Raw genomic sequence first — 23667 nt, 5'->3', positions numbered from 1 at the left:
TGTAATGATAACTTCGATTAGAGCTATAAATTCAAGGAGATAGAGATGGGTAATCTCACTGTCAACCAAGTTAAGGCGATAGTAAAAGACCAAAAAACAGGTCGTCATGCCGATGGTGATGGTTTCTATCTAATGATTCCTAGAATAGGTCGACCATACTGGATGCTAAGGTACACCCTTTTTAAGAAAAGAAAGGAGGTGACTATTGGCAAGGTCGATGAGCTTTCTCTTGCTGATGCAAGGTTGAAAGCATCTGAGCTTCGAAAGCAAATAAGCGAAGGGATTAACCCAATTGCAGAAAGAAAACGGAGTAAGCAAGCCGATATACAAATAATCGATGATCTCTTCGAAGACTGGTACAAGGATTTGTCCAAAAGGCTCAAGCACCCCAATATACCTAAGCGTATCTACCAGAAAGAGATCTCTCCGCAAATTGGTCAATACACGTTGAAACGTGTCACACCTTTAGATATCCGTAACATCATCCAAATAGTCGCTGACAGTGGCCGTCCAACCACAGCTAACGACACGCTAATGTATTGTAAGCAGCTTTTTAAACACGGTATGAAGATAGGTGTTATTGAGTCTAACCCTGCACTAGCATTTTCTAACTATGATGCTGGTGGCATTGAAGAGAGCCGAGATCGGGTCTTAGAGCTTGAAGAGATTAAACATGTTTTTTCCGTTTTCAACCAAAACATTTATAGTTTCAATCGAGACAACTACCTAGCTTGTGCACTGCTTCTTTGTCTTGGCGTTCGTAAATCAGAGCTAACAGAAGCAAAGTGGGCTGAGTTCGATCTAGATAATGCTTTATGGCACCTACCAGCGGAGCGAAGCAAATCTGGCACAGGTTTCACGATTCCGCTTCCGGAGCTGTGCATTAAATGGTTTAAAGAACTATATCAGCGAGCTTGTCGCTCGGAGTACGTCTTCCCAAACAGAAGGGAAAGCAAAGTACCTCACATGGGCAAAGACACACTGAACAGGGCTATTTCAAAGCTATTTGGTCGAGAGCCCGGTCGTAAGGTACAACCACCAAATAAAATGGGCGATATCAAACACTTTGCGGTTCACGATCTACGCCGCACCTGCCGGAGCCTACTCGCTTCAGTAAAAGTTCCTAGCCATATCGCAGAGCGCTGTCTAAATCATAAGCTGAAAGGAGTCGAGGGTATCTATGATCGGTATGACTATTTGGAAGAGCGCAAAGAAGCACTGGAAAAAGTCACCGATCTGGTTAAGAATCACATTGTCATTTAGACATACACATAAGCAAAAAAAGAGGATGCCAGTGGCATCCTCTTTGTAAATGTGCTGTTCATATACGATCTGACAATTTTGATTTAGTAGTACGACAGAATCGCTCGGTGATCACAGAATCGCTTGGTGAGCAGTAACACGTTTTTGGACAAAAACAAGTCAGTTATATTACTAAATTAGGATGTAACGGATTAGTTCAAGTAAGAAAAAGTAACGCCTCACTCACCGGAATTTTGGGAGCGAAGCGAATAAATTTTTCTAGTGCACTGACTTGTTAGGCCAATTCTTGAATACCATATTTACGCTCTCTCTTTTCGAAAGCATAACTCCCACCTTCTAAAATATTACAAACCTCTGCTCTTATCCCTATGTTTTCTTTAACATTACCGTCTTCAACAGAGCCCGAAGTATAGCGGATGCTCTCGCCTTGGTTATCAGCAATAATGATTTGTTCTGCGTCGGTATTTACCACCAAGTTTGCATTGTGAGTAACTATGATAACTTGTCGATATTTCTTAATTTTCCTAAACAGAGGGACCAGCTGTGACATAATAAATTCATTGTCTAAGTCATCCTCCGGCTGATCAAATACAAATGGACTGCCAAACGGATCTGTTGCTAATTTTAAACAAACGTAGAATGTACCCCGTTGACCAACAGATAATTTATTGACTGTTTTACCTTTGTACTGAAAATCTGCATTTGCATAAAGGTATCTTCTAATATTTGAAGGTGAGTAGAGGTAATTTAGCAACTCAAATCGTCCTCCTTTATTAAAGAACTCAGGCTTCCAAAAGAACTCCTCAATACTTGTTGGTTCTCCATCACAGTTGATGATTTTTTCTCCGGAAAGAAGCTTGAAAAAATCATCAATTGATCTTACGCAAAATGTTTCTTGCAACCGTTCAAAAGTAGATTTTTCACTTGTGTTTCTGAATTTTCCACGATTTAGACATTCTTCAATTCCACTGTAGAAATGATTTACATTAAATACAACACGACCATTAATATGTATGTCTGAAAGAATTTCCTGAACTAATTCATTTTGCTCATCATTCCAGTCGGGATGCTTTATCTTAAGCCTTTTAAAAGATTGATCTATGTTGTTTTTTTGGCAATCGATGTACTCTTTGTACTTTAATGCAAGTTCACCACGCTCTTTAACAAATGCTTGATATTCTATCGTCTTTTGGTTTATCTCATCTAATTTTGATGACGCCTGATCAATAGATTTTTGATATTCAGTCACTTTGCTTAACAAGGATGATATATCTTGATTTATACCTTGCTGCCTAAACTGGCTAGCTATTTCACTATTTGATTCAGTTAGTGCTTCTATTTCCCTATTGCATATATCAATATTCTTATTAATGGGAGTTGTAACCAAAGACTCATCAATTAATGGTGCCTGATTGCTTGAGCAAGGATTGGTATTTAAGAGTGTGATTTTCTGATTTATTTCTATTGCGTGACGATTCAAAAGAGCTAGGGTACTTCTTGCTTCATTAATGAAGTTATTTTTTTCGTTAATACTCTTTGAGTTCTTTTGGTATTTTTCAATTAACAGCTTATTTTGTGGGTTAGTAAGTGTCCCAATTAACTGAGTGTTATTATCGATAACGCTTTGTTGATATTGTGGCGTATTAATACGCTGATTTTGAGAATCAACATCTTCCCAATATTCAACGAACGTGCGATATTTACTCAGGTTATTTGATATTTCAGAACTGGTAACAGAATCAAATTCCGCACCATGAATTCCTAACATTCTTTTAATTTCACCACTTAGGTCATCAGGCTTCTGGCTAAAGTGTTGAACATCTCCTTGAGAAACATGCAAATAGGAATATTTATTTGCCGATGAGTCGAACTTTAATACTGTTCCATCACCTTGATCTAGTTCAACGCAAAGACTTTCTCCGCTTACTCTTCGTGCATTTGAGTGTTCAGATTGGTGATTGAACCTTGAATGCATCGCATCTAGAAAAAGACTTTTACCTGTCCCTCTCCCGCCCACTATTGTGACTAGGTTTGGATTTAATGGGATAGTTTGACTAAAAAAGTTAATATCCTCTCCAGCAAATACCTTCCCACCTAACTTAACTGATTTAAACCACGGCTTTATGTATGTGTTTTCGACAAAGTCGTCCGTTTGCTGAACTCTCAGATCTGGCTCAATAATAGATTGCCTTAAGCCTTCAAAGGTTGGTTTAGCCTTAACCCAAGAGTACATTTTTCCGATATCTTCCAACTTATGAGCATCTGAGGCATGAAAAACCGGTTTTTGCTTAGCAGATGGATATCTATCCTCTTTAAGGAAAAAGTTCCTGTCTTGAGGTCGGCCCAAGATAATTTGGCACCGTTTCTCTATTTCTAGTGCAACAGCTCGTGACCTCCCTTCCGTCATATCAGGTCTAAAGCCACCATAACCATTTGGGCAAGCTGCTATTAAAAAATCGACTCCGAACTTTAAGTTGTTATTTAGATGAGCTATCAATGAATCAAATTTTACAATCGCTTCAGATGTTTTAGTTTGGGAGTCAGTAAAAGACTGTTGGGAGCAATAGATATGCTTGCCGTCAGAAGTTGTATTGGAGATGGGAAGTGTGGATAAAATGCTGTTTATCTGCTGAGTGTTAATACTTTCCGAAAAAATACAATGGACGTTAATCCACTCACCGTCTTTATTTTGCTGATCAATACGAAACTCGAGGTTTCCTAAGACGGTATGTTCAACGCCTTTCTCTTGAAACTTTCCTCTGATTTCATCTAATTCGTTGTCTTTAAAGAAAAAATAATTGGTAACCCCAGTTAGGCTAAGTTCTGAAGAGATTATTTTGTCAACAAACTCATCTATAGTAGAAGTCCCATACTCATTAGCTTGATGAGTATATGGAGAGTGAATGTGTAAATCCCATTTACTCCAAATTGATCCAATCATTTAATCTCCTTGAGTGTTAACTGTATCCAAGTATGCGCACAGGGCCAACGCTTTATAGAGGGACTTTTCCATCTTTGCATTCCGGCTATGTTGCTGCCATTTGTTATAAAACTCAATTCTTATCAACCCGTTGTGTGAATCTGCATATAGTTACGGAGGGTGAATTACGGAAAAATACCGAATATTAGACTAAAGTACGGATTAGATTAGTTTGGTATCTTAGTGTACTGGATAGGCCGTCCACTCAATGGGGCTAAGAAGATTTGGGGCATAAATCATTTAGAGTAACAACTCAATAAATTGTGGTCACAAGCGCTTCTGTCCTACCCTTTCTATCATTCTAACGCCATCAGCTTTCCTCCTTAAAACTAACAACCCATATGCTCTCATTATGAGCTCACTACCTCCTTCTACTTGCCTACCATAGCCCTTCACCCTCAACCCAAAAATATTCAGGCATATGTCATCAATGTGAATACCTACCATTGATTCCGACAGGAGCCTGAAATGAATCCCAAAACTTCCGATTACCAAAAGCAGCAACGCTATCAGGAAAATGAAATCCTAGAGCATGCGGCGGAGATACTGGCAACACGCTACGTGCGTGGTGATGCTCTAATCAACCCTGATGCCACCAAAGAGTATGTGCGCTGTAAGCTAGGCAGCCATGAGCGTGAAGTGTTTGCCTTATTGCTACTGGATAACCAAAACCGTCTGATTGAATTTAAAGAGCTGTTTCATGGAACGGTGGACGCGGCCAGCGTCTACCCACGTGAAGTGGTGAAAGCGGTGTTGGAAGTCAATGCCGCAGCGGTGATATTTGCCCATAACCATCCATCTGGAGACTCAACGCCTTCTCAAGCTGATAGACGCATAACCGAAAGACTCAAAGACGCTTTAGCACTGGTGGATGTCCGCGTTCTCGACCATATCGTGACAGGCGATACCTGCACCTCATTTGCTGAAAGGGGTTGGTTATGATTGAGCAACACTACGGTGAGCTTTCTATTGATGACGCTTTACATACGTCACTGGAATCACTTTTGAATCGATACACTCTCCCAGAGAACGCTGAACGACTCGTGTTGAACTGCCGCCAAATGAGTTACTACCGACATCGACAAGGTTTGCATCCGATAGAGGTACAGCTTAAACGTGAGTCAGCCTCAAGCCCTTGGCTGGTGGTGTTCTTTGCCAGCTTCTCTTATCCCGATGACAGCAGCACAACTGTTGAGCCTGAGTTGTACTTTCACCTTGCTAACCGCTGGTGCTATCAACCCGATGTAGGGAGCACTGATTTATCCCACCCAGAGATACAAGAGCTGCTCTCGGTCTGGATGAAAGCCTTTGCTCGCCACCTTTCCAGAAACGTCTTTGATGACGTGCAACTGACAATGGTCGGTACGTTTCACTAAATCCTAATCTCTCATTTCTTATTTGAATCCTGAAACAAGGAGGACTCACTATGACCAAATTAACCTTCACAGCATCATTACTACCTGTATCGAAAAAACTGCAAAAGCTGCTAAGTGAGCAACTCACCGCTCATTTACTAAGTAATGAAGCACTGACCACCAGCCGTTATCTGGTGTTTAACTTTCGCGATAAAAGTTACAGCGCGGATGAAGGCGGCTTCCATCCGGTTGAGGTGGCGATTTGCCAAACCTCCACAGGGGAATGGAGCATTGAGTACATCACCGACTTTGCTTATATGGGTAACTACTACCCAGAGCTAGAGCGCAACTTAGATTTTGATTTTCGGGTAGGGCAGTTCTTTGTGGCCTATCGTGGCTGGCTACCGATGCAAGGTAGCCGTGATGCCAAAGAGCTGTATCGGCTATGGGAGAATAACTTTCTGGCCTATGTCGATATGGACGCTTACGATGAGATAGTCGTCACTCCGCAATAACTCATGACTTCCCTTCTTCTACAAATCATCAAACTTGTCACTGCCCTCATCACGTTGTTTTCACTGTCTCCGTTCTTCGGTGCCATCGGAGCCCTATCTACTTTAGGGTTTCTGGTGGTGCTGTTGATTGGGTTATTGGTAGCGATTGCCGAGCTCAGTGATAAGCATAAGCCTCGTTAATGTTAATCGGCTCACGCTTTGGTGATGCCGATTGATGCTGTTTTCACCGTTGGACATTATGTGTCTGACCCGCCTCTATTCTCCCGACATTAAATGTCCGACTCCGGTGTGGAGCTTTGATGTATTGAGAGCGTAGTCATGAGCAATAAAACCAGCATTGAAGGGTTATCCGCTTTGCTGCACACGCTGATGCTTATTCCTCAACATCGATGGATCACCGTTAGGGAGTTGCAGCAGCAGTTAGCCCTACTCGATATCCACCGCACCACGCGCAGCATTAAACGCTACCTCGATGACATCATTGTGGAGGTGTTTAACGTGGAGTGTGATTCGATGAGCATGCCCCATGTTTATCGCAAAACCTCAGAGCAATTACTGAAGCTCAACAAGCAGGAAATGCTCTATTGGCAACTGACCAACAAGTACTTACTACCGCTGGTTCCTGATGCACTGAATTATGGGCAAGGGTGCTCCTCGGAGAGAGACAAACCCTTGCCCCATAAGGGTTCAGCACATTCAAAAGAGCAAGCGTGGTTAGCAAAAGTACATGTGGCTTTGCCCACTATTCGCAAGTGGAGTGACGGGCAACGGCAAGTGTTGAATGCAGTACATACAGCATTACTGCACAACCGTATGCTCAAGATATCGAGCCAAGTATTGCAGCAGGAGAAGGCGCTCATTGAGCCTCTGGGACTCTCGGTTCAGTGTGACGCGCTCTTGCTGCTCTTTCGTTTAACCGGTCAAAACAAGATACGCACCCTAGCTTTGCCTCTGATTGATGAGGCCAGTGTATCGACGTTTTCTTTTACCTATCCGACTGATTTCAATCTTGAGCAGTTCATGCGTGAACACGATGAAGTCAGTGCATCCTGAATTTCACTCACCGATAAGGAGAGCACCGTTATGACATTAATCAACACCCTACTCCGATACGCCGCTATGACCATCCTGTTTATCGGGCTCACCGCTTGTGGCGACCAAGAAGAGACTCAAGCAGCAACAGCAGATATTGAAGTGTCGATATCGACTAACTCGCATTGGGGAACATTGGTTTTTGACCTGCAAGCTATCACCGATAACACCGTAATCAGCAATGTGGTGATTAACCGAGGCAACTGCCGATTACCTGCGGGCACAGCCTCTGAGCTATCAAGAAATGTTTCATTGCAGTTCGGCCAAACCTACACCGGATACAGCAACAACTGCACCGTAGACAGCGTAAAAGAAATCGAAGTCACCTCCAGCGCTGGCACCTTTGTCTACACCTTCTAACTTCCAATTCCCAAATAACACACTCAACCAACTCGTAAGGATCAACTATGAACAAGTCAACTCTACTCATCGCGGCAGCATTAGTTTTCTCTACCTCTTTCGCCTTTGCTGGTGGAACACTGGGCGGCAACCCATTAGCAGATTCGGGAGCCGTCAACGTCAGTGTGGGCAAGTGCACTCAATACAAAATGGATGTGAAAGCGGCACAGCAGGAAGGCAAGGATGTATCGACCATCACCGTTCCTGAAGGCTGTGAAGCAGTCAAAGAAAAGTAATACCACCAGCAACGATAAAAAACGACAATGGGGAGCAATCCGCTCCCCATTCTTTTTTTGTCTCAATACACCAGTTTGAAGGTATATGTTATCTGTTAAAAAGCGGCATAACTCTTAAAAACAAGCAATCCAAAATATCCAATTCATGCGTAAAACACAAATCTAATCAATGACTTCACATATTGAGATGTCACTTTCAACCTTTTGAAAGGTATAGCCTACACAAGCTTCTATTTCAGATAATTGAGCAGGAGATACATCTGCACAATTCCCCTCTAAAGCAAACCCAAAAATCCTCAATACATCATCACCGGATAAACCTGTCAGCTCAATACCAATTACAAGCTCTTCGGTTTCTTTGCCATAAAAGTTCAATTCATACATAAGTAAGATTTAATTTCTTAAGAATCAGTCATGAGTCTTTAAAGCACTGTCTTCCTTGCTCTTTGTACCAAAGCTTCAATTCTTTTATCACGCCTTCTGGTGAATCTTCTCTCCCATTAGCAGGGTGGAATATCAACCCGTTGCCTTCAGGATGCTCAACAATATTTGTAAAATGCTCAGCTAACTGAGATATATACTCATCATATTCATCATTTGGTAAGTCGTTTGTTTCGGTATCCTCAAAAAAATCTTCTAGCAAGCGACGAAATTCTGCTTCTGTGTAATCTTTCAATTTAGCTTTCAGTTCCATGTTATAAACCTTTGTGTATATCTATATGCCTTCTAGGAGTCATTACGCGTAAATTATCAACATCGTATACTTTACCACCATACTGTATCTCTTGTTGATGGTGAATCTCATACCTTTGCCGCCCACCAACTTGCCCCTCGGGAACTGAAAATGGTGCTAATCCTCTCTTAATTAGTCTTTGATTAGAGCGACTAAACTGGTTTAGCAGTGTAGACTCCTCAGCAACAGCCGTCCAGAACGCTTCCCTAAACGCATCAAAGCTACTGAACTCTTTACCTCTCAACTTATCAGCAATTTGTGATGGAACTGGAGAGCCTAATCCTTCACTGGCTTTCTCTAACCAAATCCCCATAATATCTTCGCCAGTTCCAGTTACCACACCAGATTCATCACGTGCAGTTTTTCGGAATACTAGGTATAGAGGAGGGAGTCCTGCATCCGCAGGGAAAGTCACAATATACTCGGCAAGATCGTCCTCAGGGTAGAGAGCCGTGCCAATCTCTTGTTCATGCTCTTCAATAGGACGAACCCAGATATTGTGAACATCGAGTTGATCGTTTTCGGGCAATACAGTATCAGGTGTTAGTACATCCGTTGAACCATCCGGTGTCCATGTAATGGTTATCCCATTCTCTAGCTCAGCAACAAAGTGCTGTCCTTTCTGTACCGCTTCACGCTTCGCAACTCGCTCACCATAGGCACTACCCTCTCCCGTTTTGATGCCGACCACTTGCTGTTTACCATTCTCATCCGTATACATATTGAAACGTACACGCATCGTCGTGGTGTCACCGGTCGCAAAATCTGGATTTCCTTCTAAAGTACCATCCGCAAGCTGAGACGGCCATAAAGCGGCCACTAGAAAGCCCCCCATTCGAGCAAAGCCTGCTAACGCTTCTCCTGAAATCGACCACGTACCAATCGTATTGGTCGTATTGCTACTGAGAATACCAAGGTTCGTTGCCGCGCCATTTGCGGGGATCGCAAGGAGTGCCGTTTTTCCATAGTCGGTGGCTTTAGAAGCCGTGGTGATGGTGGTTAAGTTCGTGACGGGCAATTCTTTCTCGAACAGACTATCGCTGTTTATCGCCTTAAACTGGGTTCCTGAGATAAGCGAATCAGAGTAATCATAATGCGTGTTCGCCAAGCAGCTATAGGTGCAAGGGGAAAGCGGAGGTAAATCGGTCGCTTTTTCTGGAGTGCTCTGGTTTTGTTCGACGGCCTTAACGGTCAGCGTATCCCCGACTTTCAATGACATCAGATCGGCATTGTACTGTGTGTTCAAATCCAGTAATTGTTTCGCCGACAAGCCATATTGCTCTGCAATGGCTCCCCATGATTCTCGTTGGTTGGTTTTAGAATCCGCCCCAACAGTATGCGTTTCTGGTTTGCTCTCTGCTTTCTCCGTTTCCGCTGGTTGAGTGTTTTGTCTTTCGGCGACAGATTGTTTGGGTGCAGCAAGCAATTCGTTGATATCGAGCTTAATACCATGTTGCGCCAACCAGTCATCATTGAGGCCGTCGAGCTCCTCTCGGGTAATTGGCTGTTCAAGATAAATCAGATGTTGGTTTTCAACGTCTTTACCTTCGAGCTTCCAGTAAACCAGAATGGCACTTTGATAGACGTTGTAGCCTTGCTCATCATTAAGCTGCTCGTGAGTGGAACGTGTCGCGTAGAAGGCCCACTTGCCATTTCCTAGCAGCTTGTATTCTTGAACTAAACGGCCATTGTAGAAATGGTAGTAGTAGCCTTCTGTTGGTAGCCCCAAACGCTCACCAAGCTGCACTGAAGGAACAACAGGAATAAAGGCCTCTCGTACTACACCGGAGCCTATAGGCTTTACCTGCACATTGTCGGGAACACTCATTCCCAAAGCATTGGAAGCCACTTTAGCGACTAATTTTTTCGGTTCATCAAAGGCGGCATGAGCGGTATATTTTGTACCGTGTTCGGTTGCCTCCGTCTGCCAGCGGCCAATCAGGGCTTCTTGTTTGGTTTTCGCCAGTTCAAACGCATACCCCACGCTTTTTCTCAACGCCTCATCCGAGCAAGCCACTTCAAAGCAATATTCGTATTGCAGTTTTGGTGGTGCATCTGAGGTATCAGGTTTCACGGGCTCAGGAACATAGGTTTCTTCAATGTTTGGCGCATAGCCCGCGGCGCTTTGAGTGGGCGCAGCACTGCCAGCCGCACCGCCTGACATTCTCGTTCTGGACAAGTAGGCATTCTTCGCTTCTGGCGATAACGCCTCTTGCCCTTGCGCCGACAAGCTCCATGATTTGCTCATGCCATCTCGGAGCATCACAGGCTTAGAAGGGGAGTCCGTCAATAGTGCTAACTCACCACTTTTCAACTTCTCCATAAAACTCGAATAGCTCATCCCCTGAGGGAGTGCTGAGCCTAACGCTCTTTCGTCCAGCCGACCAATGTCACCTTCAACCTGACCAAACTCATATGCCATCAGTTCGGTTAACCGTACCACTCGATAACCCACAGTTAAATCCATCCGCTACTTTCAATGGGTGTATTCTACCTAAGCTGCGGGAGTTGCAGGATTGATAACCATAAGTTCGGTCTACCAATTGCAGACATTGTGATTTTCACCCACTGGAACCAAACCTATTGATAATGACTTCATCATTAACCAACTTAGCCCAAACAAAAAATAGGGCATAGCTTGAGAGGTGTTACCCTCCCAAACTATGAATTCTTGTATTAGTCGGCTTCCGCCGCTTCAACCGCCAACAGGTCAGCTCTTTCATTCCCTTCAATGCCCGAATGTGCTTTGACCTTAAATACCTCGACATACTTCCTAGAACTCAATTCGTCCACTTGTTGCCAAAGCTGGCGGTTTTTAACCGGTTTCTTATCCGCTCGACGCCAGCCTCGGTCTTTCCAATCATCCATCCAGATGTTGAAACCTTTCACACAATAATCGCTGTCCGAATAGATAACGTCCCCATCTTCTGCGTATTCCAATGCTTCAATTAAGGCCAGTAGTTCCAGCTCAGCATTGTCGGTTTTTCGATTGATGGTAAAACTCTCTTCATGAACAATCTCATTGTCTTCATCCATAACCACCAGCCCGATACCACCTCGTGTACATCCGTGTTGGTTGTTTGGTGCAGCGCCGTCTACGTAAATTGAATAGCTCATTTTTTATCTCTCTCTAATTGTAAAAAGGGCGCATGACTTTGCTTAGCCAGCGCCCCGTTGATGATGTGATTTGATGTTTGTGTTACTGAAAGGATTCTTGGTTGTCTCGCAGTGCTAGACGCTGCTCCATCCATTCTTCGATTTCACTTTCGACCCAAGCTACCGCTCGTCCGCCGAGTGGAATGGTTTTTGGAAAAACTTCGTCGTCCATAAACTTGTAGATAGTGGAGCGGCCTAGCCCTGTTAGTGACATCACGTCTTTAAGTCGTAGAAATTTCATTTTCACTGGGAATCGTCTCCTGCTTTGTATATACCCATGTGATAAGCCGCCATTGTAAAAAAATGCAGTCGGTCTACTCCAAGCTAAAGCCAAAGCAGTAACGCTTTTCTTCCCACGCTTCAGCAAGGCTACTCATACGGTGGAAGACAGTGTTCTTTATGTTGGTGTCTTTACTACGACAACGAGTCCCTACCCCATAATTGCCTCGGTCATTGAGAAACACCAATGAACGCGCTTCGCCGCTGTAGTGCTTTTCTATCGCTTCTTGCCAAGCCGTTTTAAGGTGCTCGACCAATTCATTGCGCTTATCCCAACAAATAGCGGGACCAAAGTGCTGGCTATAGTCACTAAACAGCATCACGCGATAGTTGTGGGATGGCACCTTGTCTTCCCGCTTACGCCATACATAGAACAGAGAATCCGTATCAAGCTTTTCTTTAAGCAGATTAAAGTAATCGTTGAGGATACTGAGGTCGGAATCTTGATGGTCTTCTGGCAAAAACAAGTCCAAACGTGTGGCGAGAGCGATGTCAAACTGACTGAGTGCCTGCTCAAAGACATCGACCATCGAGGTCAATGCTGACTCGTATAACCCCTTGTCGCTGTAATACAGCGGGTAATCTTCAAAAGTTCTATCAAGAGTAATGCTTGGGAGGTAGGTTCTATTCGCCATGAGTAATGCCTTTTTGTGTGTGAATGACATAGGCATTACTCGCGCTGTATTTTTTAGGTGAGTCGTGACTGCAACCAAAGCTCTTGTTGAAGTGATCGTTCCGGTTGGCAATGGGCTTCGCGAGACGACTGATTCGATAGAAGAACTCGTTTAACTGTAACGGGAACACTTCAGCGTCAGACAACAGCTCAAAACCTTCATTCGTAGGAGAGTAAGCTAATCCAGAGCATGGTTGGCTGTAATAAGCTTCAACCACCCTATCCCATGTCTTCCTCACTTTTTTGTAGAGAAAACGCCCCCAACCCTCTCGTCCAGTGCCGAAGTTTTGAAAGAGATCCCTATCAAAGAGCAAGATAAGATGATGATGCTGGCTGGTGGATTCACTGGCCTTCGCCCAGATATAGCGAATGACCGTTTGCTGGTATTGATAAGTTCTGTCGGTGTATTTGTCTCTACAGAGCTCATTAGTCTCCGATTCTAAAATACGAAAGAAATGGGCAAACACCGCTAGGTAATCTTCCCCGAAGTCACTCGGTAGGTTTAGGTTGATGTGAACAGCAAAGATTCTTGGGTATTGGTTTAGTGCTTCAGTCAGCGCTCGGTCTATCTCCTCTAGGTATTCGAGAACGAGACCATCCTTGTGGTAGTAGAGTGGCTTTCCATTAAAGGTTCGGTCATAAGTGATGGTGTGGTGGTTAAGAGCATCTGAACGACTATGAGTAACGTTAAGTTGATGAGTCATGATTGGTTCCTGTGGTTTGTTGTGATTCCCACAGGAACTGGTACTACCGTTACTTTTTAAGCTACTTATGACTATGACCGAAATTATTCATACGCTTTCCAAAATGCTTCGTTCTTCGTTTCGCTAGATAGCTCAGTCGATAAAAGACAGATTGAAACACCTCCTCAAACTCCTCAGAGTTACGTAGCAAGTGATACTGGCCTTGTTTGGAGAAATGGATAGCTGGTTTCTCTTTACCTGAGTACATGGCTTCCACTGAACGCTTCCATGCATTACGAATACGGTTAGCCAAACTTTGCTGATACTCTCCAAAATCCCCCAGAGAGCGAAATATGTTCCGGTCAAAGATAAGTGCAACGTGGTAATGACTGCTCGTTGAGGTATCACATTCTTTAGCCCACACATAACGAATAGTGGTCTCTCGATAGAGTTTGCGATTTAGGCGAGCACTACGTCTTCGATATGCCGCTACCTGAGATTTCAAAGAGCGGAAGAAACGAGTCATCACTGCTGAATCATCCCCTCTAAAGTCTGTTGGTAAGTTAAGATCCACTCGAACGATAAAAACTCTCGCATATTGCTCTAGAGCTTTCTCAAGGACTGACTCTATCCCTTCTAGGTATTCAATGACCAACCCCTCCTTGTCGATGTATATCTTGTTTCCGTTGAAAGTGGATTCGTGTGTGATGGTTAGATTTTTAGACATGATAGAGACCTATGTTTTGTTAATGACATAGGTACTGATAGTGACGTTATTTTCTAAGTCTCTCTTTGGGTAGGGGAACCCATCCCCTACCAAGATATCGAGTGATGAGGTCGTTGGTTGAGGTGTGGGATTAGATGAGTAGATGGAGAGGTATATATATTATTAATTACCGATCCCCCTCGATTCACTCCCACTCTGTTTTTAGGTGATTACTGAGTCTTCACATCGGCTAAATCCAACCAGCTAACCTTCATTTTTTATCAAAAATCACGGCTCATGCATTTTTACTTCTGGAGTTCACTCACATAAAAAGTGACAATCCAAAAAATAATTTATTTAGATAGATCAATCGGACTACACTTTATGAACATAAATAATCAGCTAAAAACAGCTACCAATAAGTAGATCACTATGACCCCAAATCAGATAACAGATACAACCTACCAGCTCCACAATTTCATCAACCCGTTTGATAGGCAAGACAGTTATATTTTGCTTTCAGGAGGGTATTCAAAGACGCTAGTTATTGATAAAAATCGTCACTCTCCCACACGTTATTTGGGAATAAAAAACTGGGAACAACTAAAATCAATATGGCCGGGGTTCACCCCTTTTGATGACGCTTACCTGATGCCATTCAGTCCGTTAAGCGAATCAAGATTTCGAAATAAACCCATAGCTGATGAATTCGTTGAGTATCAAAACATCTATCGTTATTTCGAAGAAAAGAGCATCAGGCAACAGCCAAAATCTACTCTCATTTGTTTGTGTATGTTGCTAGCAAAAAATTATGATGAGAAACTAGGCGGAATCCCAATGGGGATAAAAATGCTGGCCACTAGACTTGGAACTAACAGCCGTAAGATAACCGTCAGTATCAAATCACTCGAAGAAATGGGATTAATCGTTTTTCACCAAAGACGGGCAGATATCGACAAGGTGACTCTTCCTTGTTTTATTGAACCTACCAGCACATTTGTACTGAAATTTACTTCTCTATTTAGAAAAGGGAAAACAATACCAAAAGAAGAGCCAGAAGCAGGTACACCTAAGATTCAGACTGCCCCTGAACAAGATTATGACAACTTCATAAAAAGCATTGCCGCTCAAGAAAGCATCTATGATGACACAGAGGAAAACTTAACTGCCAAAAAGCCAGATTATTATCTACATGGTAAGGAAGGCTTCTTCTGGTATCAAAATAAAATATACACTCTTAAAGTGAGACTCTTGAACTTAGTAAGAAAGCCAAAGGTGGAGGAGGTGGTTAAAGCTCACGCCTATCGAGCTCTGCTCTAGATGCTCTGGTGTAGCAACACCTAAAACAAAGGCACAGTTGTTTACGGCAGAATTACATGACACTATGTGTAGTACCTCAGTATACAAATATAACTCACTCTGACAGCTTGGTGCTTCGATTAGTCAAACAGAACACATGCAAATGAACATCATTATCATTAATATTCTGGCGACATAGTAATCGATAGTTGAACTACAGGATACTGTCACAACTTAAAGTGACTGAGTGAAGATTATTTCATCAAAAACAGAACTATTGTCAACGTAAGAAACATAGCAACTTAAACCAACTGGGTAGTATATTGGGTAGTAAAATTCTAAATCAGACAATACAAAGCCACTAAGTTTCTGATTTTTAAGTAATAAAACTTATTGCTCGACGAACAGATCCAAAACATCGAATAGTTCGATTACCCACCTAAAGATATCATGGTCTTTTGCTAATATGTCGAGGCTATCGACATATTAGTAAGCACACCCTCTTTCTTGTTAGGAAAGCTCCTAACCCAATGGGGTCTTATTCCATTGGAGCTTCTTGTACACACAAAACATTTAATTGGGACGTGGCTTTTAACGTGCTGACTTTCCCATTAATAAATAATCCTTTTTGCCCATCGCCCCAGTAAGGAAGCTCCACTGGCCATGGGTTATTTTGGATCGCTTTACTCGCTAAGAATTGCTGCCACTTATGCTCGCTGGCAAGGCGCATGTTCAGGGTCTGACACATTTTCGTCGCTTCATCATAGCGTAGGCGGTTCCATGCTAAATGATATTCAGTATAGAAAGGAATCGTTTCATCCCATGAATAAGGGACTTTATATTCAACCCCATTAACGGTTGCACTGACGTTAGTGGTTATCTTGTTCTTTTCAGCTTGAGGTAATGAAGTGACTGCGACTTGACGCAAAAAGGCTTGCCGGAAATCAGCTTGCTTCTGTATCGCGGCTAATTCAATTTTAGCTTGCTCATAATCATTATAAGGGCCGATTAAACAGCGATAAGCTTGGCTTTCGTCTTCCTGCTTAAGCTGAATATGAGTAGATATGTGTGAATGGAGCATTGTGACTCGAGTTAGAAACGTGGGTTTCTTAAATAAGCCACATTGAATCCAGAAAAAAGAGGGCTCGTCTTTCGGCAACAACTTCCCCCATAACCCCTGCCCAATTGGACACGTATGATCCAAAAGAGGAAAAGTGTTGACTAACTGCTTGGTGGCAGAGCACGGAGCGTCTTCGGCTTGCACCGGTAAACCGACAGAAAGTAAAACGAACCACAAGCCAGTTAACAGCCAATTTTGAGACATTTTTTGCATAATCATCATTTCGTACCACTGCTCTTTGCTCTAAAGACCATACCTTCACTTTTTATTGATATTCATTAAGAAAGCTTTTCATCACCAAAATATAACCGACTGATTATATGATACTTCGATACATTGTCAGAGAAATGGATAACGAAAGTCGAATCTTTTACTTTAATAAAATATTGAGAATAAAAAGCCAAATAGTCATATTGTTGCATTACCTTTAGCTCATTTTTCGCTACACTTAACCCCTAGCGTTACAGCAAACTGGGTTCTTTATGCTGCTCTCGCCAACGTCACTGATCATTTCTTTTGGAGCTAATGATGAACAAGTCTCTCCTCCTATTGCTAGGTTCAAGTCTACTGACCTCACCCACTTTTGCCGCTCAATATGTCTTTAAAAATGTGCACATATTCAATGGTACTCAAGCTGAGCTGAGCGCAGCTAAAAATGTCTACATACAAGATCAATACATCAGCAAGATAGAAGATTACTCATCAAACGGCATCACTTCGGGTGATAATCTCATCGTCATTGATGGGCAAGGTAAAACCTTAATGCCTGGGTTAATTGATGCACATACCCACTTGATGCTTGCCGCATTGCCGCAGCAAACATTAATGCTTGCTGATCAAGGCTTTATTAATATCGTTGCCGCAAAAACTGCATCTGATATGTTGCAGCGTGGCTATACTAGTGTGCGCGATTTAGGTGGCCCTGTTTTTGGGTTAAAAATGGCGATTGATAAACACATCACCACCGGGCCTCGTATCTGGCCGGCGGGAGCATTTATCTCCCAAACCGGAGGTCACGGTGATTTCCGTTTACCCAATGAAATCATTACCCCAGACAGCAAAAAAACCACCTTCTCAGTGAAAACGGCTACCGCAGCGCTTGCCGATAGCCCAGATGAAGTCCGTCAACATACTCGGGAACAGTTGGCATTAGGGGCATCACAAATCAAAGTCATGGCGGGCGGCGGCGTCTCTTCTTTTTATGACCCCATTGACGTGACTCAATACACCACCCAAGAAATTAAAGCCGCGACAGAAGCCGCTGAAAACTGGGGCACCTATGTCGCCGTTCATGCTTATACACCTAGAGCCATTAACCAAGCGCTTGATGCTGGTGTGAAGTCCATTGAACATGGGCAACTTGCTGATGAAAAAACGGCTAAACGTATCGCGAAAGAGGGCGTTTGGTGGAGCTTGCAACCCTTTACTTCAGAGCGAGGTTCAGCCTTTAAAGAAGGGTCTGCACAGCGTAATAAACAGATTTTGGTTGAACAAGGCACACAACGTGTCTTTGGCTTAGCGAAGAAATACCATGCCAAAGTGGCTTGGGGAACCGATATTTTATTCAGTGCAGAACGCCTCAGTGAACAAACGAAGCTCCTCACGAAAATGACGGACTGGTACACTCCATTTGAAGTATTAAAAATGGCCACTCACGATAATGCCCAATTATTGATGCTGTCTGGTGAACGTTCACCTTATAAAGGTAAATTAGGTGTGATAGAACAAGGGGCGCTGGCCGATGTATTAATCATCGATGGAAACCCACTGCAAGACATCCACCTTTTGGAACAAACAAACAACATTCAAGCCATCATGAAAGATGGCCAATTGTATAAAAATACGCTCTAATAAAGCCCATAAAGTGAGGAGGCCACTCCTCACTCTCTTCTATTTTTCCCATAAACAACGTAGCCAAGCCTCTCAGAAACAGAGTAATATCGGCCTACTTTTCGCCGCCTGTTGAATGGAATGTTTATGGAACGAATTATAGAAAAACTGCTTTACTCATCTCGCTGGCTGATGGCCCCAATTTACCTCGGGTTGAGCTTTATTCTGATCGCGCTTGGCATTAAATTCTTTCAAGAAATTTTTCACCTATTACCCAATATTCTATCCATCAAAGAAGTGGACTTGATTCTGGTCACCCTATCATTAATTGATATTTCGTTGGTGGGCGGTTTGATCGTGATGGTGATGTTCTCTGGTTATGAAAACTTTGTTTCTCGACTTGATGTGGATGAGCAGGATGACAAATTAGGCTGGCTAGGGAAACTGGATGCCAGTTCACTCAAAAATAAAGTGGCGGCGTCTATCGTGGCAATTTCCTCCATTCACTTACTTAAAGTGTTTATGAACACGGAAAATATCGCCAATGACAAAATAAAATGGTATTTGCTGCTGCACATTACCTTTGTGTTGTCCGCCTTTATCATGGGCTATCTCGATAAGATCACTAAAAAGTAGCGCAGTAACTCATGCCCTGTTGAGGTCAACCAACAGGGCTTCGATTACGATAAACTCGCTTGCAAAGCTTGCCGTAGAAATCCATGATGCTCAGTTAATAGCGTATGGGCTTGCTTTGCATCTAGCTCAGCGAGAATCATCAAAATGGCGGTTTTACAATGCCGCTGACATGCCTGTAACGCCTGTTCTGCTTCTTCTTCACCACAACCGGTGGCTTCCACCACAATATGCGTTTGCCGTTTAATCAGCTTGGCATTGGTGGCTTCCACATCCACCATTAAATTGCCAAATACCTTACCACTGCGGATCATTGCCCCGCTGGTGAGCATATTTAAAATCAATTTTTGCGCCGTGCCCGCTTTCATTCTCGATGAACCAGTCACCACTTCCGGGCCAACCACCGGCGTAATCACAATATCTGCTGCCTGTTCCATCAAACTGTTTGGGTTGCAGGCAATCGCAACAACGGTGGCTCCGAGCGCTTTCGCATACGCCATTCCACCCAGAACATACGGCGTTCGCCCACTGGCCGCAATTCCGACCACCACATCTTTATCGGTCAGGTTTAACGATTGAAGATCGGCTTCTCCCAACGCGGAATTATCTTCTGCATTTTCTACTGCTTTTAAAATTGCCGGATGCCCTCCCGCAATCAGCCCCACCACTAAATCTGGAGACGAGCCATAAGTGGGAGGGCATTCGCTGGCATCTAAAATACCCAGCCGCCCCGAGGTTCCCGCGCCCATATAGATCAAGCGTCCACCCGACTGAAAAGCAGTGCTGATTACATCAACCGCTTGAGCCACTTGCGGTAAGGTTTTTTCTACCGCAAGGGCCACTTTTTGATCTTCTTGGTTGATGACGCGCAACATATCCAAGGTGGATAAGGTATCAATTTCCGCACTGGCAGGATTACGGCTTTCGGTAATCCATTGGGTTAAATCCATCTTCATCACTGACCTATCATCAAAACAGAGTAAGCGCTCCAAAGCGGCGCTTTCCGGCAAACTATAGCAATATTTGTCGAGTGACGCTGCGAAAAAGCTAGCGGTTACGGCTTGTCACCAGCAATAAGAGGAAATACCCACCACCAAGAATCGCCACTAAAGTACCGGCAGCAATTTGCATTGGGTAGAGCAGCGTTTGCCCAAGCCAATCGGCCCATAACATCAAGCTAGCGCCAACCAAACTGCCGATCATAAGCTGGGATTTAACCTGCTGTGCTCCTAACATCATTGCCATATGTGGAGCGACTAACCCAACAAAAGAAACCGGCCCCATGGTTGACGTCACCAGCGCACAGAGTAAAGCCACAACACTGAGTAAAATAACGCTCGCCTGCTGTGGGTTTAACCCTCTTGCACCAGCAAATTGCCGACCAATCGAAATTAAGGTAAGCCAACGCGAAGTGGCGAAAGCCACGCCAGAAAGCAATATCACGCCCAAGGCAAGTAAACCAGCTTGTGAGGGAGAAACGCGATAAGTGGACCCAGCTAGCCACAATAAGATTTGATAACTGTCGGCACTGCCTTTGGCTAAACAAAATTGCACCAGCGCTTCGAGTAATGCGGTGATGGCTATCCCCGTCAAAATTAAGCTTGAAGGCGCATAGTGGTGCTTTTTACCCAGCAGCAATAATACGATCAATACGATAGAACTACCGAGTAATGCCGTCAGCCACTGTGCACCAAGCATGGATTGACCTAGAAACAAGCTGGCAAACACTAAAGCAAAGGTTGCCCCCGAAGAGACACCAAGAATATCTGGGCTGGCTAATGGGTTATAAATCAAACGCTGCAAAATGGTTCCAGCTACTGCCAACCCCATGCCAGCAAACAAAGCGGTGATCGCCCTTGGCCAACGTAGCTGCCACTGATATTCATTCGGCACCACCCACTGCCAACTGCCACTATTGACCTGCAACAACCCATGTAGTGCCAGCCCCAGTACAAAGGCAACAATCAGTAACCCAATGGTGTAGCCACTCACACTCGCCCGCCGATGCGGGAGAGAAATCGCTAACGAGTCTTGCGCTTTAAGTTGACGCCGACTAAACCAGATTAACGCAGGAGCGCCAATCAGTGCGGTGGTAATACCGCTGGGAACCACCTCTGCCGTCCATTGGCTTAACCCCATAGCCAGCATATCGGTCAGCAGTAACAGTAAAGCACCGAGTAAGGCACTGCTGTACAGCTCCATTTTTGGCGTTCTAGCCCCCATGGCTCGTGCTATATAGGGCGTGAGTAAACCAATAAAACTGATCACTCCGACGGCGGTAATTGAGGCAGAGACCAGCCAGATCCCCACCACCATTAAAATAAGAAAAGCGGGAACCACGGCTAAACCACGCGCCGCTGCTCCCTGATGCCCTAAGCGCATCAAGGTTAAAATCCGCGGAGCAACCATCAACAGTGGAATCGCAATCAACAACCTTGGCGCTAACCAAGCAAGCCACTGCCAGCCATTTTGCGCAAGATCCCCCGCTCCCCACATAAAGACATTTTGGGCAAACTGCTCATTAAGCAGCACCAAGGCGGTAGCAATGGCTCCCAATAAAATATTGACTACCATCCCTGAGACAACCAACGGCAGCCCAGTCATATTGCGTACACCAGCAATTAACATGATCAACGCAAACGCCATTAATGCGCCACTCATGGCGGCCAATGCACTGTAATCCGCCACCCAATGAGGGAACCAGATATTGACGATGATCAGCGCAAGCCAAGCGCCAGAAGAGGTGCCTAAGGTTAAAGGGGAAGTGAGACTATTTTGCGTCAGTTGCTGCATTAAACTGCCCACTAAGCCTAAAATCGCACCAACTAACAGGGTGATCACCGCACGCGGAAGCTGAGCATAGAGAAAGTTAATCTCCGCAAATTCTTCCGCCTCCCAGCGCAGCGAGGCGAGCTGCCACTGCATCGAGAGCGATAGTTCATTACCCATTTGTAAACTCAGCGCAGCCGTCAGTAGGACACCAATCCATAAAAAACCAAGATGACGAACTCTCATGACTTAGGCGCCACCTCAAGTAAACTTTCGGTTATTGCCTCGGCGGTATAGCGCAATGACATCGCGCCCCCGTAACTCCAGACCGAGCGCACGGAATTAACCCGACCTTGGCGCACAAAAGGCATGGCTTTCCATAATATGGACTGTTTGATCTTCTCTTCTTCCGCGAACGGTAAAATGTACAGCACATAGCCTTGTTTCACATGTTGCAACACATTCAAACGTTTTTGGATGATGCCCCACTGCCGAGCCGGTTGAGGCAATGCCTCAGCAAGTCCCAATTGCTCTAAAACATAATGAGTGGTGGAATTTTCTCCATAGAGAAAAACCGAGGTTGGGTTTGAAAAGCGCATCACCACCACAGAGGGCAAAGGGGAACCCAACACTTGTTGTAATTGCTGGTTGAGTTCCGCAAACCGCTGCGCCATATCGGCTAACTTTTGTTCAGCCAAGTCGGTTTTATCAAACAGAATCGCTAAGGTTTTAAATTGCTGAATAGCAATTTGAGCGGCGTTGTCCTGCTGCTCAAAGTTAGGCAGATAGATAACCGGTGCAATGCGCTCCAGCGTCGTAATCAGATCCCGCTGAGGAGAAGCCGCTAAAATCACATCCGGTTTTAACGCGGCAATGGTTTCTAGATTCGGTTCAGCGCGAGTACCAATATCAACCACTTGGTCAGGCTCCGCAGGAAAGACCACCCACTCACGATAACCCGGTAAATTCGGCGCACCGACTGGTGTTACCTCAAGTTCCAATACTTGCTCTAATAAATCCCAATTCAGCACCACCACACGTTGTGGCACTTGCTCAAAGCTGTGTGTTTTCCGCCCATCTTGAATCTGAATGGCTGCCATGGCGTGGCTACTTCCTAGCACCAGCAGCAACAAAAGACGCAGAAAAAGAGTCGTCGGCTTTACGCACATACAATAGCCACCTTGTTAGTTTTTGAGTCTGAAGAAGGGTGAGGATGGTCAAGCAGTTGAATGGGGGAATGGTATAATTCACTTAAACGCTGCTCATCTAGCATTAACTCGATTGAACCATCAAAAGCCACTTTGCCGCCTTTCAAGGCAACAATGTGCGAAGCATAGCGCAGCGCTAAATTAAGATCGTGCAAAATGACGATAATGCCACAGCCTTGTATCTGGTTTAGCTCCGCCAGTAACGACATCAGTTGATATTGGTGGTGCACATCCAGTGCTGAGGTTGGTTCATCTAAAATCAGCACTGGAGATTGCTGAGCCAGCAACATGGCAACCCAAGCCCGTTGCCGCTCACCACCAGAGAGTTCATCGGCTAAGGTATTGGCAAAAGCCGTTACACCGGTTTTTTCCATCGCTTGGTCAATAGCGTGTTCATCATCAGACTTCCAACGACCTAATGCGCCGCGCCAAGGAAAGCGCCCCAGCCGCACCAACTCGCGCACGGTTAACCCCGCCGAGGTCGGCAGTTTCTGCGGTAAAAAAGCCACCGCTTTCGCTAATGATTTCGCCGAATGTTGCGCTAAGGATTGCCCATTTAACAAGATATTGCCTGTATCAGGCATCTGCTGACCAGAGAGCAAACTCACCAGTGTCGATTTTCCAGACCCATTATGCCCAAGCACCACAGTCAGTTCTGTGGTGGGGATAGAGAGCGACTCAATCGCTAAAATTGTTCGCCCACCCCGCACCATCTGAATATCTGATAAGGTAAACATC

Annotated in this window: 25 protein-coding genes; 11 read left to right on the top strand and 14 right to left on the bottom strand. The window is 44.4% G+C overall.

Going from position 1 to position 23667, the window contains the following annotated elements:
- The first annotated feature begins 45 nt into the window (after nt 1–45).
- Nucleotides 46–1263 (top strand): tyrosine-type recombinase/integrase, encoded by a 1218-nt coding sequence (locus EXA13_RS14100; RefSeq protein WP_238133745.1) that lies wholly within the window; start codon nt 46–48, stop codon nt 1261–1263.
- Nucleotides 1264–1537: 274 nt separating this feature from the next.
- On the opposite strand, the gene EXA13_RS14095 is transcribed toward EXA13_RS14100, so the two are convergent.
- Nucleotides 1538–4204: a TrlF family AAA-like ATPase gene (locus EXA13_RS14095; protein WP_238133744.1), complete on the bottom strand. Its 2667-nt coding sequence runs from the start codon at nt 4202–4204 to the stop codon at nt 1538–1540.
- Nucleotides 4205–4711: 507 nt separating this feature from the next.
- On the opposite strand from EXA13_RS14095, the gene radC reads away from it, so the two are divergent.
- The 7 genes from radC (at nt 4712) to EXA13_RS14060 (ending at nt 7840) form a co-directional block, all read left to right on the top strand.
- Nucleotides 4712–5185: a RadC family protein gene (gene radC, locus EXA13_RS14090; protein WP_001068472.1), complete on the top strand. Its 474-nt coding sequence runs from the start codon at nt 4712–4714 to the stop codon at nt 5183–5185.
- A complete protein-coding gene (locus tag EXA13_RS14085; protein WP_238133743.1) occupies nt 5182–5619 on the top strand; it encodes a DUF2787 domain-containing protein in 438 nt (145 codons plus the stop codon). Before radC ends, EXA13_RS14085 begins: the two co-directional genes overlap by 4 nt.
- A gap of 50 nt (nt 5620–5669) precedes the next feature.
- Nucleotides 5670–6113 (top strand): DUF2787 domain-containing protein, encoded by a 444-nt coding sequence (locus EXA13_RS14080; protein ID WP_238133742.1) that lies wholly within the window; start codon nt 5670–5672, stop codon nt 6111–6113.
- A 3-nt stretch (nt 6114–6116) separates the two neighbouring features.
- Nucleotides 6117–6293, top strand: a complete 177-nt coding sequence (locus EXA13_RS14075) for a hypothetical protein (protein ID WP_001914530.1) — start codon at nt 6117–6119, stop codon at nt 6291–6293.
- A gap of 138 nt (nt 6294–6431) precedes the next feature.
- A complete protein-coding gene (locus EXA13_RS14070; protein WP_238133741.1) occupies nt 6432–7166 on the top strand; it encodes a WYL domain-containing protein in 735 nt (244 codons plus the stop codon).
- A 30-nt stretch (nt 7167–7196) separates the two neighbouring features.
- Nucleotides 7197–7565 (top strand): hypothetical protein, encoded by a 369-nt coding sequence (locus EXA13_RS14065; RefSeq protein WP_238133740.1) that lies wholly within the window; start codon nt 7197–7199, stop codon nt 7563–7565.
- Between the two features lie 47 nt (nt 7566–7612).
- Nucleotides 7613–7840 (top strand): hypothetical protein, encoded by a 228-nt coding sequence (locus EXA13_RS14060; protein WP_238133739.1) that lies wholly within the window; start codon nt 7613–7615, stop codon nt 7838–7840.
- Between the two features lie 162 nt (nt 7841–8002).
- On the opposite strand, the gene EXA13_RS14055 is transcribed toward EXA13_RS14060, so the two are convergent.
- The 8 genes from EXA13_RS14055 to EXA13_RS14020 form a co-directional block, all read right to left on the bottom strand.
- Complete coding sequence (locus tag EXA13_RS14055; protein WP_238133738.1) at nt 8003–8224, bottom strand: DUF7683 domain-containing protein; 222 nt, start codon at nt 8222–8224, stop codon at nt 8003–8005.
- A 28-nt stretch (nt 8225–8252) separates the two neighbouring features.
- The gene (locus EXA13_RS14050; RefSeq protein ID WP_019827566.1) at nt 8253–8534 is read right to left on the bottom strand and encodes a bacteriocin immunity protein; all 282 of its coding nucleotides are present in this window, start codon (nt 8532–8534) and stop codon (nt 8253–8255) included.
- A 1-nt stretch (nt 8535) separates the two neighbouring features.
- Complete coding sequence (locus tag EXA13_RS14045; RefSeq protein WP_238133737.1) at nt 8536–11040, bottom strand: T6SS effector antibacterial DNase; 2505 nt, start codon at nt 11038–11040, stop codon at nt 8536–8538.
- Between the two features lie 209 nt (nt 11041–11249).
- Nucleotides 11250–11690, bottom strand: coding sequence for a ribonuclease HI (locus EXA13_RS14040; protein ID WP_005496785.1), 441 nt, complete (start codon nt 11688–11690; stop codon nt 11250–11252).
- 82 nt (nt 11691–11772) lie between these two features.
- Complete coding sequence (locus EXA13_RS14035) at nt 11773–11970, bottom strand: AlpA family transcriptional regulator (RefSeq protein ID WP_238133774.1); 198 nt, start codon at nt 11968–11970, stop codon at nt 11773–11775.
- Nucleotides 11971–12043: 73 nt separating this feature from the next.
- Complete coding sequence (locus EXA13_RS14030) at nt 12044–12643, bottom strand: inovirus Gp2 family protein (RefSeq protein ID WP_238133736.1); 600 nt, start codon at nt 12641–12643, stop codon at nt 12044–12046.
- The gene (locus EXA13_RS14025) at nt 12633–13385 is read right to left on the bottom strand and encodes an inovirus Gp2 family protein (RefSeq protein WP_238133735.1); all 753 of its coding nucleotides are present in this window, start codon (nt 13383–13385) and stop codon (nt 12633–12635) included. Before EXA13_RS14025 ends, EXA13_RS14030 begins: the two co-directional genes overlap by 11 nt.
- A 61-nt stretch (nt 13386–13446) precedes the next feature.
- Entirely contained in the window at nt 13447–14091 is a 645-nt protein-coding gene (locus EXA13_RS14020; protein ID WP_000042050.1) for an inovirus Gp2 family protein, read from the bottom strand.
- A gap of 411 nt (nt 14092–14502) precedes the next feature.
- Here EXA13_RS14020 and EXA13_RS14015 point away from each other — a divergent pair, with 411 nt between their 5' ends.
- Nucleotides 14503–15390: a hypothetical protein gene (locus EXA13_RS14015; protein WP_000188664.1), complete on the top strand. Its 888-nt coding sequence runs from the start codon at nt 14503–14505 to the stop codon at nt 15388–15390.
- A 517-nt stretch (nt 15391–15907) separates the two neighbouring features.
- On the opposite strand, the gene EXA13_RS14010 is transcribed toward EXA13_RS14015, so the two are convergent.
- Nucleotides 15908–16702 carry an SPOR domain-containing protein gene (locus EXA13_RS14010; RefSeq protein ID WP_238133734.1) on the bottom strand — a complete coding sequence of 265 codons (795 nt, stop codon included), beginning with the start codon at nt 16700–16702 and terminating at the stop codon, nt 15908–15910.
- A 315-nt stretch (nt 16703–17017) separates the two neighbouring features.
- Between EXA13_RS14010 and EXA13_RS14005 the strand changes: the two genes are divergently transcribed.
- Both EXA13_RS14005 and EXA13_RS14000 read left to right on the top strand, forming a co-directional pair.
- Entirely contained in the window at nt 17018–18340 is a 1323-nt protein-coding gene (locus EXA13_RS14005; RefSeq protein WP_238133733.1) for a metal-dependent hydrolase family protein, read from the top strand.
- 126 nt (nt 18341–18466) lie between these two features.
- Nucleotides 18467–18955 (top strand): TIGR00645 family protein, encoded by a 489-nt coding sequence (locus EXA13_RS14000; RefSeq protein WP_238133732.1) that lies wholly within the window; start codon nt 18467–18469, stop codon nt 18953–18955.
- A gap of 44 nt (nt 18956–18999) precedes the next feature.
- Here the strand turns inward: EXA13_RS14000 and murQ are convergent, their stop codons facing one another.
- The 4 genes from murQ to EXA13_RS13980 form a co-directional block, all read right to left on the bottom strand.
- Nucleotides 19000–19908, bottom strand: coding sequence for an N-acetylmuramic acid 6-phosphate etherase (gene murQ / locus EXA13_RS13995; protein ID WP_238133773.1), 909 nt, complete (start codon nt 19906–19908; stop codon nt 19000–19002).
- A gap of 91 nt (nt 19909–19999) precedes the next feature.
- Nucleotides 20000–21967, bottom strand: coding sequence for a Fe(3+)-hydroxamate ABC transporter permease FhuB (fhuB, locus tag EXA13_RS13990; protein ID WP_238133731.1), 1968 nt, complete (start codon nt 21965–21967; stop codon nt 20000–20002).
- Nucleotides 21964–22890, bottom strand: a complete 927-nt coding sequence (locus tag EXA13_RS13985) for an iron-siderophore ABC transporter substrate-binding protein (protein ID WP_430794492.1) — start codon at nt 22888–22890, stop codon at nt 21964–21966. The genes fhuB and EXA13_RS13985 overlap by 4 nt, the downstream gene beginning before the upstream one ends.
- Complete coding sequence (locus EXA13_RS13980; protein ID WP_238133730.1) at nt 22881–23666, bottom strand: ABC transporter ATP-binding protein; 786 nt, start codon at nt 23664–23666, stop codon at nt 22881–22883. The genes EXA13_RS13985 and EXA13_RS13980 overlap by 10 nt, the downstream gene beginning before the upstream one ends.
- Between the last annotated feature and the right edge of the window lies 1 nt (nt 23667).

The sequence above is a fragment of the Vibrio cincinnatiensis genome (genome assembly GCF_022113815.1).
Taxonomy (GTDB): Bacteria; Pseudomonadota; Gammaproteobacteria; order Enterobacterales; family Vibrionaceae; genus Vibrio; species Vibrio cincinnatiensis_A.
The sequence above is the reverse complement of the archived record's forward strand: the minus strand, read 5'-3'. Positions and strand labels throughout refer to the sequence as shown.

Excerpts from the sequence above, each read along its gene's own strand:
- EXA13_RS14100 (WP_238133745.1), top strand. The coding sequence starts at position 46 with ATGGGTAATCTCACTGTCAACCAAGTTAAGGCGATAGTAAAAGACCAA.
- EXA13_RS14095 (WP_238133744.1), bottom strand. The coding sequence starts at position 4,204 with ATGATTGGATCAATTTGGAGTAAATGGGATTTACACATTCACTCTCCA.
- radC (WP_001068472.1), top strand. The coding sequence starts at position 4,712 with ATGAATCCCAAAACTTCCGATTACCAAAAGCAGCAACGCTATCAGGAA.
- EXA13_RS14085 (WP_238133743.1), top strand. The coding sequence starts at position 5,182 with ATGATTGAGCAACACTACGGTGAGCTTTCTATTGATGACGCTTTACAT.
- EXA13_RS14080 (WP_238133742.1), top strand. The coding sequence starts at position 5,670 with ATGACCAAATTAACCTTCACAGCATCATTACTACCTGTATCGAAAAAA.
- EXA13_RS14075 (WP_001914530.1), top strand. The coding sequence starts at position 6,117 with ATGACTTCCCTTCTTCTACAAATCATCAAACTTGTCACTGCCCTCATC.
- EXA13_RS14070 (WP_238133741.1), top strand. The coding sequence starts at position 6,432 with ATGAGCAATAAAACCAGCATTGAAGGGTTATCCGCTTTGCTGCACACG.
- EXA13_RS14065 (WP_238133740.1), top strand. The coding sequence starts at position 7,197 with ATGACATTAATCAACACCCTACTCCGATACGCCGCTATGACCATCCTG.
- EXA13_RS14060 (WP_238133739.1), top strand. The coding sequence starts at position 7,613 with ATGAACAAGTCAACTCTACTCATCGCGGCAGCATTAGTTTTCTCTACC.
- EXA13_RS14055 (WP_238133738.1), bottom strand. The coding sequence starts at position 8,224 with ATGTATGAATTGAACTTTTATGGCAAAGAAACCGAAGAGCTTGTAATT.
- EXA13_RS14050 (WP_019827566.1), bottom strand. The coding sequence starts at position 8,534 with ATGGAACTGAAAGCTAAATTGAAAGATTACACAGAAGCAGAATTTCGT.
- EXA13_RS14045 (WP_238133737.1), bottom strand. The coding sequence starts at position 11,040 with ATGGATTTAACTGTGGGTTATCGAGTGGTACGGTTAACCGAACTGATG.
- EXA13_RS14040 (WP_005496785.1), bottom strand. The coding sequence starts at position 11,690 with ATGAGCTATTCAATTTACGTAGACGGCGCTGCACCAAACAACCAACAC.
- EXA13_RS14035 (WP_238133774.1), bottom strand. The coding sequence starts at position 11,970 with ATGAAATTTCTACGACTTAAAGACGTGATGTCACTAACAGGGCTAGGC.
- EXA13_RS14030 (WP_238133736.1), bottom strand. The coding sequence starts at position 12,643 with ATGGCGAATAGAACCTACCTCCCAAGCATTACTCTTGATAGAACTTTT.
- EXA13_RS14025 (WP_238133735.1), bottom strand. The coding sequence starts at position 13,385 with ATGACTCATCAACTTAACGTTACTCATAGTCGTTCAGATGCTCTTAAC.
- EXA13_RS14020 (WP_000042050.1), bottom strand. The coding sequence starts at position 14,091 with ATGTCTAAAAATCTAACCATCACACACGAATCCACTTTCAACGGAAAC.
- EXA13_RS14015 (WP_000188664.1), top strand. The coding sequence starts at position 14,503 with ATGACCCCAAATCAGATAACAGATACAACCTACCAGCTCCACAATTTC.
- EXA13_RS14010 (WP_238133734.1), bottom strand. The coding sequence starts at position 16,702 with ATGCAAAAAATGTCTCAAAATTGGCTGTTAACTGGCTTGTGGTTCGTT.
- EXA13_RS14005 (WP_238133733.1), top strand. The coding sequence starts at position 17,018 with ATGAACAAGTCTCTCCTCCTATTGCTAGGTTCAAGTCTACTGACCTCA.
- EXA13_RS14000 (WP_238133732.1), top strand. The coding sequence starts at position 18,467 with ATGGAACGAATTATAGAAAAACTGCTTTACTCATCTCGCTGGCTGATG.
- murQ (WP_238133773.1), bottom strand. The coding sequence starts at position 19,908 with ATGAAGATGGATTTAACCCAATGGATTACCGAAAGCCGTAATCCTGCC.
- fhuB (WP_238133731.1), bottom strand. The coding sequence starts at position 21,967 with ATGAGAGTTCGTCATCTTGGTTTTTTATGGATTGGTGTCCTACTGACG.
- EXA13_RS13985 (WP_430794492.1), bottom strand. The coding sequence starts at position 22,890 with ATGTGCGTAAAGCCGACGACTCTTTTTCTGCGTCTTTTGTTGCTGCTG.
- EXA13_RS13980 (WP_238133730.1), bottom strand. The coding sequence starts at position 23,666 with ATGTTTACCTTATCAGATATTCAGATGGTGCGGGGTGGGCGAACAATT.